At 43.5% G+C, this 12,802-nt stretch carries 15 protein-coding genes; 7 read left to right on the top strand and 8 right to left on the bottom strand.

Annotated elements, in window-relative coordinates; genetic code table 11:
* Positions 1–117: 117 nt before the first annotated feature.
* Together RH40_RS08490 and RH40_RS08485 are read right to left on the bottom strand one after the other, a co-directional pair.
* Positions 118–1,056, bottom strand: a complete 939-nt coding sequence (locus tag RH40_RS08490) for a WavE lipopolysaccharide synthesis family protein (protein ID WP_009601034.1) — start codon at positions 1,054–1,056, stop codon at positions 118–120.
* A 431-nt stretch (positions 1,057–1,487) separates the two neighbouring features.
* Entirely contained in the window at positions 1,488–2,189 is a 702-nt protein-coding gene (locus tag RH40_RS08485) for a 3-deoxy-D-manno-octulosonic acid kinase (RefSeq protein WP_009601033.1), read from the bottom strand.
* Positions 2,190–2,283: 94 nt separating this feature from the next.
* On the opposite strand from RH40_RS08485, the gene RH40_RS08480 reads away from it, so the two are divergent.
* Together RH40_RS08480 and RH40_RS08475 are read left to right on the top strand one after the other, a co-directional pair.
* Positions 2,284–3,363, top strand: a complete 1,080-nt coding sequence (locus tag RH40_RS08480; RefSeq protein WP_009601032.1) for a glycosyltransferase family 9 protein — start codon at positions 2,284–2,286, stop codon at positions 3,361–3,363.
* A complete protein-coding gene (locus RH40_RS08475; RefSeq protein WP_009601031.1) occupies positions 3,360–4,145 on the top strand; it encodes a glycosyltransferase family 2 protein in 786 nt (261 codons plus the stop codon). Before RH40_RS08480 ends, RH40_RS08475 begins: the two co-directional genes overlap by 4 nt.
* 31 nt (positions 4,146–4,176) lie before the next feature.
* Here RH40_RS08475 and RH40_RS08470 read toward each other — a convergent pair whose 3' ends face one another.
* Positions 4,177–5,211 carry a glycosyltransferase family 9 protein gene (locus RH40_RS08470; RefSeq protein ID WP_009601030.1) on the bottom strand — a complete coding sequence of 345 codons (1,035 nt, stop codon included), beginning with the start codon at positions 5,209–5,211 and terminating at the stop codon, positions 4,177–4,179.
* A 106-nt stretch (positions 5,212–5,317) separates the two neighbouring features.
* On the opposite strand from RH40_RS08470, the gene coaD reads away from it, so the two are divergent.
* The gene (gene coaD / locus RH40_RS08465) at positions 5,318–5,812 is read left to right on the top strand and encodes a pantetheine-phosphate adenylyltransferase (RefSeq protein ID WP_009601029.1); all 495 of its coding nucleotides are present in this window, start codon (positions 5,318–5,320) and stop codon (positions 5,810–5,812) included.
* A gap of 12 nt (positions 5,813–5,824) precedes the next feature.
* On the opposite strand, the gene mutM is transcribed toward coaD, so the two are convergent.
* The 5 genes from mutM to radC form a co-directional block, all read right to left on the bottom strand.
* A complete protein-coding gene (mutM, locus tag RH40_RS08460) occupies positions 5,825–6,631 on the bottom strand; it encodes a bifunctional DNA-formamidopyrimidine glycosylase/DNA-(apurinic or apyrimidinic site) lyase (RefSeq protein ID WP_009601028.1) in 807 nt (268 codons plus the stop codon).
* 26 nt (positions 6,632–6,657) lie between these two features.
* On the bottom strand, positions 6,658–7,140 hold the full coding sequence (locus RH40_RS08455; RefSeq protein ID WP_009601027.1) for a hypothetical protein: 483 nt from the start codon (positions 7,138–7,140) through the stop codon (positions 6,658–6,660).
* Between the two features lie 128 nt (positions 7,141–7,268).
* Positions 7,269–7,439 (bottom strand): 50S ribosomal protein L33, encoded by a 171-nt coding sequence (gene rpmG / locus RH40_RS08450; RefSeq protein ID WP_004410866.1) that lies wholly within the window; start codon positions 7,437–7,439, stop codon positions 7,269–7,271.
* 13 nt (positions 7,440–7,452) lie between these two features.
* Positions 7,453–7,689, bottom strand: a complete 237-nt coding sequence (gene rpmB, locus RH40_RS08445) for a 50S ribosomal protein L28 (protein WP_006881432.1) — start codon at positions 7,687–7,689, stop codon at positions 7,453–7,455.
* Between the two features lie 274 nt (positions 7,690–7,963).
* Entirely contained in the window at positions 7,964–8,608 is a 645-nt protein-coding gene (gene radC, locus RH40_RS08440) for a RadC family protein (RefSeq protein ID WP_039954472.1), read from the bottom strand.
* Between the two features lie 301 nt (positions 8,609–8,909).
* Here radC and coaBC point away from each other — a divergent pair, with 301 nt between their 5' ends.
* The 4 genes from coaBC to lpxM all read left to right on the top strand — a co-directional run bounded on the left by coaBC (position 8,910) and on the right by lpxM (position 12,771).
* Entirely contained in the window at positions 8,910–10,115 is a 1,206-nt protein-coding gene (gene coaBC / locus RH40_RS08435; RefSeq protein WP_009601025.1) for a bifunctional phosphopantothenoylcysteine decarboxylase/phosphopantothenate--cysteine ligase CoaBC, read from the top strand.
* A 108-nt stretch (positions 10,116–10,223) separates the two neighbouring features.
* On the top strand, positions 10,224–10,814 hold the full coding sequence (gene slmA / locus RH40_RS08430) for a nucleoid occlusion factor SlmA (RefSeq protein WP_009601024.1): 591 nt from the start codon (positions 10,224–10,226) through the stop codon (positions 10,812–10,814).
* A gap of 5 nt (positions 10,815–10,819) precedes the next feature.
* Positions 10,820–11,767: an LpxL/LpxP family Kdo(2)-lipid IV(A) lauroyl/palmitoleoyl acyltransferase gene (lpxL, locus tag RH40_RS08425; RefSeq protein ID WP_009601023.1), complete on the top strand. Its 948-nt coding sequence runs from the start codon at positions 10,820–10,822 to the stop codon at positions 11,765–11,767.
* Positions 11,768–11,778: 11 nt separating this feature from the next.
* The gene (lpxM, locus tag RH40_RS08420; RefSeq protein ID WP_009601022.1) at positions 11,779–12,771 is read left to right on the top strand and encodes a lauroyl-Kdo(2)-lipid IV(A) myristoyltransferase; all 993 of its coding nucleotides are present in this window, start codon (positions 11,779–11,781) and stop codon (positions 12,769–12,771) included.
* Positions 12,772–12,802: the final 31 nt, after the last annotated feature.

The following is a 12,802-nucleotide window of genomic DNA, read 5'->3' as shown; positions in this document are numbered from 1 at the left end:
AGGTCTTTGTTTTGAAAATAGTGCTGCAGACTTTTTAGAGTCGCTATATACAAAAGTTAGCAATAAAGAAATTGCTACGTTCAAGGCCAGAAATATTACTCTCTAGTTATGCTTTGTTTATCTTTTTAGTGCCTTTCGAATTTTTAGGCGTATCCCTTTGCGTAGCCATTTCCACGACATCGCAAAAGACCACTTTATCTTGTATGCGAAGGGAACACCTAAACACTCTCCATACGCCTTTTCATACTGCCATTGCCATCGTTGATAAGTGTGGTATTCATAAGGGTAACCATTATTCTGTTGCAAACGCTCTGGTAGTTGTAATCCAAGAATATCGGCGTCAACAACAATTAAATTGTTAATCATGATGTTACGTGAGTTCTTTATGTCACGCTTACAGCCATGCTCATCAACCAGTTTGGCTGGAATGAACTGGTTGACAAAATTGCTCCAAATCTTCTGTTCAACATGAATACTGTCTCTAGGGTAATGTTCATGCTGTTTTTTTCCACAAAAAGCCTCTCTGTACTCATAGTCCGGAAAGTGATCGATGCTCCATACTTTCAAAAGGTCCTCTGTCTCACCGAATTGAAACAAATCTGAATAGAAGTAAGGAATTGGGAGGCCACGTTCAAACTCTTTTGCAAAACAGTTAGAGCACACTAATCTCTGATTGAGAAATGAAAATTGTTCGTCACGTCTTGGATATTGACCAAAAATCTTGATGATATTGGTGTTGAAGAGAATGTTGTCAGTTCTTAACTTGGCCGCATATTTAGTTTTAACTGCCTTCAGGCCCTGATAACTAGAGGTAATCTGGCGATTAATATTCACTTTAATCGCTTCATTCTTCTTGCTATAAACGAAGATCGATGAACTAGGATCCTTATTAAATATAATCTCGTCAGCGTCAATACCACAGACATCTTGCCCTTCCCAAGTTGAGAGAATCACTTTACTTCCTGGAAATATTTCTCTAATTGCTGAAATTGAGCGTTTTGTGATAGTCGGGTGTACTGGGCCTTGTGTCACAAAAGTTATATCTTCGAAATTCATGGTATTTTAAAATAGGACCTCTAAGGCACGCCATTATAACCATCGGTAACAAATAACCATAAAAAATGCTGAAAAATTTGATGTTACCCAAGGATTTACTTACAAACTTATGACCATTCAAAACAGAATCTTGACAATAATCTTCTATCGATAAATTAATGCTCGTAACTTATTTTTTGAGTTGCCTCAGCATTTTCCGATTCCAGAAAGACATTTCCCAGGAACCGATAGAATCGATGCTGCTCTCGCGTAGCTTTAAAAATTAAAGGCACGTTAGTTAGGTTAACTTGCCTTGAATTGTACCCTCTATATCGTTGGGAGCATAAATTGCGTAAGGCATGGATGCCAACACTCGGGATACCATGTAAATAGGTCTCTGATATAAAATTGTTAACCGAGAAAATCCCGCACTCGATCGCTTTTAAAAATTTTCATATGCCTACCTTGAACCCTAAATAGCACCAATCTTCGTGGGACCAGTGTATGTTTCGTTTGTGCAATTCTTTTTCAAAAGAGCGTTTGAGTCTAGCCAGGTTGCTTATCTTCCAACCATCGCCGGTCTGCTGATAACATTTATCAAAATCAATCAGCCAGATTTTATCATTATCATCGATCAATATATTGTGGATATTAAGATCAGTATGATTGACTTGAAGGTCATGCATCTTCCTAATCTCTCGACCAATTTTTTGATAAATCTCTGCCGGAAGAGGAGCCTCTTGTAAGATAGAAACTAAATCACGTGACTTAGGAATCTTTTCACTCAACAAGTCTGCAGTATAAAAGGGCCCCCTTTTTACTGCGCGAGCGGCAATCGGTCTTGGCACATGAAGACCCGCGTCCTTCATGATGTTTAAGAGCTGAAACTCTTGAAAACTACGTGTCGATTCCCAATCAGAAAAAAGATAGCTGTCTTGGATTAACTTACCCAACATCCCCCCTCGACGATAATGGCGCAGGGCTCCCTCTAGATGATCCAGGTCAACAAACCATGTTGTTCCACGTCCATTGGCACTGCCAGTTACTTTTTGTTTTTCTTGCCAGTAACTTGGGTCGAACATCTCAACCAAATCAGCACTTACTAATTCGGGGTCATACCAAACCATTTCATTGTCTAAGGCTAGGGAATTCATAAAGGGAGGTCTCTAACTAAAATTACGCTAGTATTTTACATTTAATCTCGCTCTCTGCATAATCTTGGACATCTGTGTTCAAAAATCCGTTGTTATGGCTCTGTTTACTTCGCCTCCCAAATCTATCTGTATACTTCGTTTGTCTGCCATCGGAGATGTCTGTAATACGGTTGCAGCCGTTCAAGCAATTCTGCGCAACTGGCCCCAAACACGGATCGTTTGGATTACTGGAGCGCTAGAAGCCAAGTTAATTGATGGTCTAGATAATGTTGAAGTGATTATATTTGACAAGAAATCGGGCTTATCAGGTTACAAACAGCTTTGGCAAACCCTGAGGGGCTATAAGTTTGACGCACTTTTGCATATGCAATACGCGCTAAGAGCCAGTATTGCCACATTGGGAATCAATGCACAGTATAAACTCGGCTTTGACTCTACTCGCAGCCAAGATTTTCAGACCTTGTTTACCAATGTTAAAGTCCCTTCCCCCAACACAATGCATGTGTTGGATGGGTTGCTTGCCTTTGGTGAAATACTAGGTGTTAAAGATATGTCCCCCACATGGGACATTAGCTACTCAAGCGACGATTTAGTCTGGACAAAGAAACACCTCAGTTCAAGCAGACCCAATTTGGTTGTTGTGCCCGGAGCGAGTAAAGCGTACAAAAACTGGACAGAACAAGGTTATGCGCAGCTTATTGAGCATGCTGCTACCGCAGGGTGGAATATCATTCTTGCTGGCAGCCCGGCTCAAATCGAAGTTGACTTAGCTGCAAAAATTGAACAACGGCTCAGCATTGAGGTGTCTAACCAAGTCGGACAAAGCTCTTTAAAACAGATGCTCGCCTTACTGGATAAAGCAACGCTTGTGATTGCACCAGACACCGGTCCTGCACATATGGCTAATGCGGTCAACACCCCTGTAATTGGCCTCTATGCACACCACAACCCTGAGCGAACTGGACCATATCAATATCGCCAGTACGTAGTTTCTGCCTACGAAGAAGCCATCCAAGCAGAGACAGGAAAGCCATCAAATGAACTCAACTGGCGTGCACGAGTCAAAGACAAAAATGCGATGCAGCGCATTCGGCCACAACAAGTTATCTCGATGTTTGATAAAATAGTCACTGACTTAGCACTACAACCGCCCACTCCAGAGGAACCACAGTGAGTAAACCAACTATTGCCGTTGCACTTATCGTTAAAAACGAAGCAAAGCACCTTCAAGCTTGTTTGGAAACTGTCCATGATTGGGTGGATGAAATCGTTATTCTAGACTCTGGAAGCAGTGATGGAACCGAGCGGGTCGCCCGCACCTTTACCGATAAATTTTTTGTCAATCAAGATTGGCCTGGTTTTGGTCCTCAACGCAGGCTGGCACAATCTTACGTCGAATCCGATTACCTCCTTTGGCTTGACGCTGATGAGCGAGTAACGCCAGAGCTTAAGTCGAGCATTTTAGCTGCGGTTGGCCAAAACAACCTCGATACGATTTACCAAATGTCACGATTAAGCTGGGTTTTTGGCCGCTATATTCGTCATTGCGGCTGGTATCCTGATCGCGTGTTACGTTTATATCCAACTAAGCTGACTCAATACAACGATGCATTGGTACATGAAAAAGTCGAAGTTTCATCAAATATGAAAGTAAAAAACCTCAGCGGTGACCTGATCCACTTTACCTATAATGATATACACCATTACTTGGTTAAATCGGCAGGATATGCCAAAGCTTGGGCAGAGCAACGTGAAAAAAAAGGCAAAAAAAGCAGTATTTCACAAGGCATTCTTCACGCGCTAGGCTGCTTTATTAAGATGTACGTGGTTAAAGCAGGCTTTTTAGATGGTAAACAAGGCTTCTTACTATCATTGCTATCGGCTCACTCAACGTTTGTTAAATATGCAGATTTGTGGGTTCGTAGTGAGACAGAGGAGATGCCCAGTAAAGATTGATAGCAAAAGCGACCATCGAGCCGCTTTTGCTTTAACGTAATTTGCTCTCGAACCATGGCTTAAGCTGCTGCAATACCGTATCAATATCTACTCGCGTCATATCCTCTTGGGTCGCTTTATCCTTTGCCGGTGGTGGGCAAAACGCCAGATGATTGCCTCGAGTATTGATAGGTTGCCAGCGCAGTGGTGTTGCAGAGCGTTTACTTGGGAAAAAACCAACCGTTGGCACGTCTATCGCCGCGGCAATGTGCAGCGGCCCAGTCGAGCCCGCAATAAACATATCTGCACAGGCTATCGAGCATGAAAAATCGACTAGGCCATCATTCTTATCATAAAGAACCGAACTACGTCCCTTCTCAGCCATTAACTTCTTTAGTTCAGCGGCTTTCTCTTCCTCACCAGGCCCTGCAGTCAGCACAACTTCAAACTCCCCAGCCAAACCACAAACGAGCGAAGTATATTGCTCTAATGACAGGTTATTGGCAGAGCCACCACTACCCGCGTGAACATAAAGCCAAGGCTTGGTAACATCCAATCCCAGTTGCTGCGCTAATTTGCTCTTTTGCTGCTCAAGTTTCTTTGATTCAAACGATAAATAAGGTCCTGCGGTCTCAACGATATTTGAACCAATATCGGTTAAAAACGCCCGAATAAGATCGAGGTTGTATTCAAACTCTGGTTTAGCCGACTGAGAACGTTTTTGTTTGATCCGTTTGTTATAAAAAACTTGAGCCAGTTTCGTTGCTGGCGCTAAGCGATAAGGGATATTGCCCTTCCAAACAAGTTTCGCGTTGTAAGTGGTCGAGAATAGATTAATTGAAACATTAAAATGCTCATTACGAATTTGCTCTAGTAATTGTTTTTTATGCCGTTTATCTGCGTCTTTACCGACATCAGTAATCACACTATCAATCCAAGGACAAAGACGGGCTAATGCCACAGTATAATTTGGTACTAAAGCGGTAATGTGGCATTCTGGCAGAGATGCTTTAAGCATGGCAAAACTTGGCCAAGCCAACATAAAATCACCAATCTTATCATTTCTAATAACCAGTATTTTTTTCATTCACTTTTCCAAATCTTTATTTTGATGCAATGATAACGACTTCATTGGGTAAATGTGAGCCTTTTTGATAGTATCTAAGTAAACACCGACAAACTGAGTAAATATTGTGAGTAAAAAACGACTATCTAGAGTGATTTACCCCGGTACGTTCGATCCTATCACCAATGGCCACCTTGATCTTATTGAGCGTGCAGCTGATATGTTTGACGAAGTCATCATTGCCGTTGCAGCCAGCCCAAGTAAAAACACTATGTTTTCACTCGATCAACGTGTTCAATTTGCTCAAGAAGTCACTCAGCACCTGACGAGCGTTTCCTCTAAGGGGTTTTCCGGACTGATGGTGGACTTTGCAAGTCAAGAGCAAGCCAATGTATTGATTCGTGGATTACGCACAACGGTCGACTTCGAGTATGAGTTTGGCCTCACCAATATGTACCGCCGTTTAATGCCTGGGCTTGAAAGTGTCTTTTTAACCCCAGCAGAGGAGCATGCGTTTATCTCCTCAACCATAGTCAAAGAAGTTGCCATTCACGGTGGAGACGTCAGTAACTTTGTGCCAGATGTTGTCGCTAAAGCACTGCAAAGTAAGGCAAAAGTGTAGCGGTAAAAACCGCTACCTCTGACAATACTCGCAAAAAAATGTGTTTCTTTGACCGATTTTCTGCTCCTTCACAGGGTGAGCACAACAAGGGCACGCTTGTCCCCCTTTTCCATAGACTTGGAGCTCTTGAGCAAAATAGCCAGGTTTACCATCCGCTTGAGCAAAGTCTTTTAGGGTAGTGCCTCCCTGAGCAATGGCGGTACTCAGCACTTTTTTTATTTCTTTTACCAGCTTCTGCCATTCATTTAATGAGAGGGTACCCGCTCCTCTCGTGGGTAAAATACCCGCGGTAAATAAAGATTCATTGGCATAGATATTACCCACACCCACAACGATTTTATTATCCATAATAAATTGCTTTACCGTCACCCGTTTTGACACCGCTTTTGCGCTGATATAATCTGCATCAAAATCATCAGTCAGCGGTTCTGGCCCCATGGTCTTGAGCACAGTGTGACAACCATCTTCGCTCCACAGCCAAGCACCAAATCGACGAGGATCGTTGTAACGTAATACTTTTCCATTGGCGAGTTTCACATCGACGTGATCATGTTTTTGCGGCGCAAGCTCTGCATCTAACACCCTTAAAGAGCCAGACATTCCCAAATGGACGATAGCTGTGCCGACTTTTGTCTGGATCAATAAGTACTTAGCTCGACGTGAAATACTTTGAATGACTTGCCCTTGCATTTCTTTGAGTTCAGTTGGAATGTCCCATCTCAGCTTTGGTGTTCTCACCGTGACCTTAACAACCTTTTCTCCAACTAGATGGGGAGATATCCCCATTCGGCTGACTTCCACTTCTGGTAACTCAGGCATCAAGACTTCCTATTACTTATGATTTGCTACTTGGGCATAAGATAACGAGGTTCAAGCGAAATTGCTATCCACTTGTCTTGCCAATTCTTTAACAGCCAAAAGTTTGTGGTTTGATAATAAGTGACTCTTTGGGGCTCGCTCTGGTCCGCATACCATATCTCAATGGTACGAGGCATACCCAGCTGGCTCTTAAGCATGTTGAATTTCTCTTGTGAGACTTCTGTCCCAGCTAGGCTAACCCATCGATGCACGAGTTCTTGTTCATCAACTTCAAGCACAACGCTGCTTTGCCATTGCCCTTGAATGTGCTCTAACGACCAATCAGTAAAGTGAAGCGCTTGAAGATTGGCATGCGGATTAAGTAAATAGGGATGGGCACTGGATACTTCTGTATCTTCAATTAAGTAGGTTTTAATCACGGTCGGCAGATTAAGCAAAGCGATAAAAGCAATCACACCCAAAATCAGAATGTTGTTCCAACGTCTGCGCCGCTTTGGTGAGACTCGCATAGTAGACCCCATATTCAGTTCTAACTCGAGTATAAATCGCAGAAAAGAAAAAACCCAACGACATTACTGAAGTTGGGTTTAAATTTTTAACTTCTATCTAAATAGAGGTAACAAAAAAGAAAAACTAATTACTTAATTTTTGCTTCTTTGTACATAACATGCTGACGAACAACTGGATCAAATTTCTTGATCTCAAATTTTCCTGGCATGTTACGCTTGTTCTTATCAGTTGTGTAGAAGTGGCCTGTACCTGCAGAAGATACTAGACGGATTTTCTCACGAACGCCTTTCTTTGCCATTGCCTATTTCCTCTTAAACGTTTTCGCCGTTTGCGCGAATGTCAGCAAGAACAGCATCAATGCCCTTCTTGTCGATGATACGCATACCTTTTGCAGATAGGCGTAGTTTAACAAAACGTTTTTCGCTCTCTACCCAGAAACGATGAGTTTGTAGGTTCGGCAGAAAACGACGTTTAGTAGCATTACGTGCGTGTGAACGGTTGTTACCCGTTACTGGACGCTTACCAGTTACTTGGCATACTCGTGACATGAATGTCTTCTCCAAAATCGTTTCAGCTCGATATCAACCTTGGTGGCCGAACCTCTCGTTTCTTTAGCAGAAGTGGGAGGTTTTGTACCGTTATGGAAACCCATACAAGGCTATCAAAGGTCGCGCATTATACTAACTTGATTAGCATTGCTCAAGACCCGAACAGATCCTTTTTACGGGTTTTCGTGATCTTTTTTAATTAGAGCTGATTTAAGTACAAAAAATGTTGGGCGATTGTAGCAGAAATCAGCAAACTCACAACTAGAAATGTGAGTTAAATCCAACCACGTTCTGCGAACGAAACGAACTCACCATCACCAACCACAAAATGATCGAGCACTCGAATATCAACCAACCCCATAGCATCAACAATTTTGCGGGTAATTCTTCGGTCACTTTGACTTGGTTCTGCAACCCCAGATGGATGATTATGCGCAAGTATAATCGCGGCAGCATTCATCTCTAATGATCTTTTCACCACTTCTCTTGGATACACAGATGCACAATCAATCGTACCAAAAAAAAGCGACTCACAACTGAGTACTCTGTGTTGAGAGTCCAAAAAAATGACCGCAAACTCCTCTCGTGGCTTATCTCTCAATAAATCAGTGAGAAACAGCTTTGTTTGTTCTGGGCTAGTCAATATGTCCTTTGCCTTGAGCTGCTCTAATAAATATCTTCTCGTCACTTCTAATGAAGCTTGTAGCTGAGCATACTTGGTTAAACCTAATCCTCTGTGACGACAAAAAGAAGTGGGATCAGCCATAAAAAGCGCCCTTAAAGAGCCAAATTCTTCGAGTACGCAGTTAGCCAGCTCTAGAACCGGCATTTTATGAATGCCGGTACGTAGGAAAATGGCCAGTAGTTCTGCATCACTGAGCGAGCTGGCCCCCATTTTCAATAATTTTTCTCTTGGCATTAGAGTATTAGCTTGATTACTCACCCTCACCCCCAATCAAATAGACCCACGTTCAGAGTACTCATCTGGAATAAAACTCTTTATGGAGGTGACACAATTTGTGAAAAAGTTATCATAGATCCCCCCCAGCTCAGCACACTCTTGAGTGAGAAAATCGAGCCTACATCAAAAGTTAAACGCCCATTTTCTCCTCGAAACCCCACCTGTACCTGAGTAACATCAAGATGCTAAGTTCAATTGCAGTAGTCATAGAAATCACTGCCATGGTATCTTATCGCTGGGAACCGTAAGGAAGAGCAAAATGCAAACACTGTCAGGTAAAAAAATAGTCTTGGGTCTTAGTGGCGGTATTGCCGCTTACAAATGCGCAGATCTGACTCGTCGCTTAGTAGAGCGCGGCGCAGAAGTTCACGTCATTATGACGGAAGCGGCCAAAGAGTTTATTACCCCGCTTACCATGCAAGCTGTGTCTGGGCGGCCTGTATCCGATAGCCTATTGGACCCTGCTGCCGAAGCATCAATGGGACACATAGAACTAGCAAAATGGGCAGACCTCGTTCTCGTTGCTCCGGCAAGTGCTGACATGATTGCTAGAACGGCAGCAGGAATGGGAAACGATTTACTCAGTACTTGTATCCTAGCGACCAGCTCTCCAGTGGCTTTATCACCGGCAATGAACCAGCAGATGTACGCCAATATTGCCACACAGGAAAATCTTCAAACACTTGAGAATAGAGGCTTCTTTATCTGGGGGCCGGCCTCTGGTGAACAAGCGTGCGGTGATATCGGCCTGGGTCGCATGCTCGAACCAATACAAATTGTCGAGCATTGTGAACATTTTTTCTCTCACAAGCCCATGCAAGGAAAATCGGTTGTTATTACGGCAGGTCCTACTCGTGAAGCCATTGACCCCGTGCGCTATATTTCCAATCATAGCTCCGGAAAAATGGGCTTTTCACTTGCTCAAGCAGCGATCAACCTGGGTGCTAACGTGACTCTCATTTCTGGACCAGTGAGCCTACCAACCCCTCTTGGTGTAACGCGTATTGATGTAACCAGTGCAGAGCAAATGTGTGAACAAGCAATACACTTTGCCAAGAAAAATGATATTTTTATTGGCTGTGCTGCGGTAGCAGACTATCGCCCGACCACTATCGCACAGCAAAAAATCAAGAAAACAGATAAGAGCAATGAGATGACCATTACTATGGTAAAAAACCCCGATATCATTGCTTCGATTGCTTCTCTAAAAACATCACGCCCCTTTACTGTCGGGTTTGCCGCGGAAACACAAGATGTTGAACGATACGCAAAAGCCAAGTTAATTAAGAAAAATCTCGACATGATCTGTGCTAATGACGTGTCTATCCAAGGGCAAGGGTTCAATAGCGAAGATAATGCCATCAATGTCTACTGGAAAGACGGCCAGCAAGCACTGCCTCTAAATTCAAAGCGAAAAGTCGCAGAGCAAATCATCACTTTAATTGCCACCAAACTCGATGATTGAAGGAAACATCTCAAATCGAGTAAACTGACAGGCGACAATTTGGAACGTCGCCTGCTTGAGCGCTGATAGCTCACGTTATTTAGTCATAGAATAAAGGAAAACAGGCTCATGGCCGTAACAAGAAAAACCAACCGTCGAGAAGAAATCTTACAAGCTTTGGCCGAAATGCTAGAGTCTAACGATGGCAGCTCGCGCATTACGACGGCAAAACTTGCGAAACAAGTGGGCGTTTCCGAAGCGGCGCTTTATCGTCATTTTCCCAGCAAAGCTCGGATGTTTGAAGGGCTAATAGAATTTATTGAAGAGTCTTTAATGAGCCGCATCAATCGGATTCTTGATGAGGAAAAAGATACCCTTAGCCGCATTAGAATGGTTTTACAGTTGGTACTCGCCTTTGCAGAAAAAAATCCGGGGTTAAGCCGGATTTTATCTGGCCACGCGTTAATGTTTGAAAATGAACGTTTACGTGAGCGCATCAACCAGTTGTTTGAGCGGATCGAAACCTCGCTGAGACAAATATTACGTGAACGAATGCTTCGAGAAGGCAAGGCCTTTCCTGTCGATGAGAATGTTCTGGCTGCACAGCTTCTTGGTCAAGTAGAAGGCAGTTTGAATCGCTTTGTTCGTTCTGATTTTAAATATCAGCCCACTGCTAACTTTGAGCAGTACTGGGCACTATTGAGTGTACAGATTAAGTAATCGTAATGAGTAATCCTACTACCGTTGAAAAGCCGACGTTTTCCATCCGCCTACTGCACCCCAAGTACTGGGGGGTTTGGTTAGGGTTTGGCCTCCTTGCCCTTGTGGTCAATGTGCTGCCGTATCGAGTCTTGTTTTATCTTGGCCGGGGACTTGGTGCCATGGCTAGACCTGTAGCCAAATCAAGGGCTGCAATAGCCAAACGTAACTTTGAGTTGGCCTTCCCACAATTAAGTGCTGAAGAGGTGGAGAGCCGAGTCGAAGAAAATTTCAAAAATACCGGAATGGCCCTTATCGAAACGGGAATAGCCTGGTTCTGGCCAACTTGGCGCTTCAAACGAATTATTAACGACCACGTTGATGAAATCAGACGACACAGACAAGAAGGTAAGGGAGTATTGCTGTGCTGCGTTCATGCCCTCAACCTGGAAATTACTGCAAGGGCTTTTGGTGTATTAGGTGTTCCTGGGTTTGGGGTTTATCGCCCCCATAGCAATCCAGTTTACGAGTTTATCCAATATCGAGGGCGCGCCCAAAATGGTAATCAATTGGTTTACAGGCGCGATCTCAAACAAATGATTCGTGTGCTAAGAAACGGTGAAATGCTGTTTTATTTACCCGACCAAGACTACGGTCATAATAAATCTGTCTTTGTTCCCTTCTTTGCTGTTGAAGAAGCCTGTACAACCACAGGAACAAGTCTGCTTGCCTATACCAGCCAATGTGCCATCGTTACTGGCTCCGGCTTTCGTAATGCTAGTGGTCAATATGATGTGATCGCCAACCAATCCATAGAAGCGGACTATCCACAAAACGATCATGTGGCAGCAGCTACCTACATGAACAAATTTATTGAAGAAATTATTCTTAAAGCACCAGAGCAATGGCTGTGGCTGCACAAACGTTTTAAATCACTACCCGATGAGTCCTTAACCAACTCTCGTTATCAATAGACTAAATCTAAATGAATACCCCTGATAAAAATAATATTGAGAAATACTTACACAACCCAATCTTTGAATGGTCCTTTTTACACCCCAAACACTGGGGCACTTGGATCGGTATTGCTATTGCAGCATTGTTTGCTTTTATTCCATTTCGTTGGCGCGACAAACTAGCGAGAAAATTATCGGTCTTTATCGTGAGAAAAAATGGCCGGGTAGTACGCAGAGCACGGGTTAACCTGGCCTATTGTTTCCCTGAGAAATCGGCCGAGGAACGCCAAGTTATCTTAGAAGAAACCTTCGTCAAGGCCGCTCAATACTTGATGGGCTATTCTGAGTTTTTGGTTCGTTCGACCAAGCACAATCAGCAGCGCGGAGAGATGATAGGCGAAGAAAATATCCTACCTCTCCTTGATGCTGGCGAAAATGTCATCATATTAGCACCTCATGCATGGGCGGTTGATTATCCAGCCGTCATGCTGGCGGCTAAGGGCTATAAAGTTACCACCATCATGAAGCCTCAGAGAAACCCTATTGGTGACTGGCTAATGCAAGTTCAGAGGATGCAATACGGAGGACGAATTTTTGCCAGAGAGGCAGGCGTCAAACCCTTTGTTCGCTCGATAAAAGACGGTTATTTAGGCTACTGGCTCCCAGATGAGGACTTTGGTGAGGCAAATTCTGTTTATGTGCCCTTTTTTGGGACAGAAAAGGCCACGTTAAAAGGCTTTGGCAAAATGGCACGCCTATCAAAAGCAAAAGTTGTCCCTGTGCTACCTGCTTACAACGAAATCAGTGGTAAATACGAAGTTCATATTCTTCCTGCTTTGGAAGGATTTCCGACGGGAGATGAAGAAGCGGACGCAAGAGCAATGAACCAAGCTATCGAAGACTTGGTTCGCCCAAGACCTGAGCAGTACATGTGGAATTTATCGCTACTCAAAACTCAGCGAGATGGGCGCGAGATTTACGACAATTCACACAAGGGCGATCAGCCTGTTGAAATGCCATAAAACATATTTCGCTTACACCCAAGTCATTTGA

Source organism: Vibrio caribbeanicus ATCC BAA-2122, from assembly GCF_000165125.1.
Lineage (GTDB): Bacteria > Pseudomonadota > Gammaproteobacteria > Enterobacterales > Vibrionaceae > Vibrio > Vibrio caribbeanicus.
This window is presented reverse-complemented; position numbering and strand designations above follow the sequence as displayed.

Bases quoted from the DNA above. Each gene is read 5' to 3' on its own strand.
- mutM (WP_009601028.1), bottom strand. From the start codon at position 6,631: ATGCCTGAGTTACCAGAAGTGGAAGTCAGCCGAATGGGGATATCTCCC.
- RH40_RS08470 (WP_009601030.1), bottom strand. From the start codon at position 5,211: ATGAAAAAAATACTGGTTATTAGAAATGATAAGATTGGTGATTTTATG.
- RH40_RS08480 (WP_009601032.1), top strand. From the start codon at position 2,284: ATGGCTCTGTTTACTTCGCCTCCCAAATCTATCTGTATACTTCGTTTG.
- radC (WP_039954472.1), bottom strand. From the start codon at position 8,608: ATGCCAAGAGAAAAATTATTGAAAATGGGGGCCAGCTCGCTCAGTGAT.
- lpxM (WP_009601022.1), top strand. From the start codon at position 11,779: ATGAATACCCCTGATAAAAATAATATTGAGAAATACTTACACAACCCA.
- slmA (WP_009601024.1), top strand. From the start codon at position 10,224: ATGGCCGTAACAAGAAAAACCAACCGTCGAGAAGAAATCTTACAAGCT.
- RH40_RS08485 (WP_009601033.1), bottom strand. From the start codon at position 2,189: ATGAATTCCCTAGCCTTAGACAATGAAATGGTTTGGTATGACCCCGAA.
- RH40_RS08490 (WP_009601034.1), bottom strand. From the start codon at position 1,056: ATGAATTTCGAAGATATAACTTTTGTGACACAAGGCCCAGTACACCCG.
- RH40_RS08455 (WP_009601027.1), bottom strand. From the start codon at position 7,140: ATGCGAGTCTCACCAAAGCGGCGCAGACGTTGGAACAACATTCTGATT.
- rpmB (WP_006881432.1), bottom strand. From the start codon at position 7,689: ATGTCACGAGTATGCCAAGTAACTGGTAAGCGTCCAGTAACGGGTAAC.
- lpxL (WP_009601023.1), top strand. From the start codon at position 10,820: ATGAGTAATCCTACTACCGTTGAAAAGCCGACGTTTTCCATCCGCCTA.
- rpmG (WP_004410866.1), bottom strand. From the start codon at position 7,439: ATGGCAAAGAAAGGCGTTCGTGAGAAAATCCGTCTAGTATCTTCTGCA.
- coaBC (WP_009601025.1), top strand. From the start codon at position 8,910: ATGCAAACACTGTCAGGTAAAAAAATAGTCTTGGGTCTTAGTGGCGGT.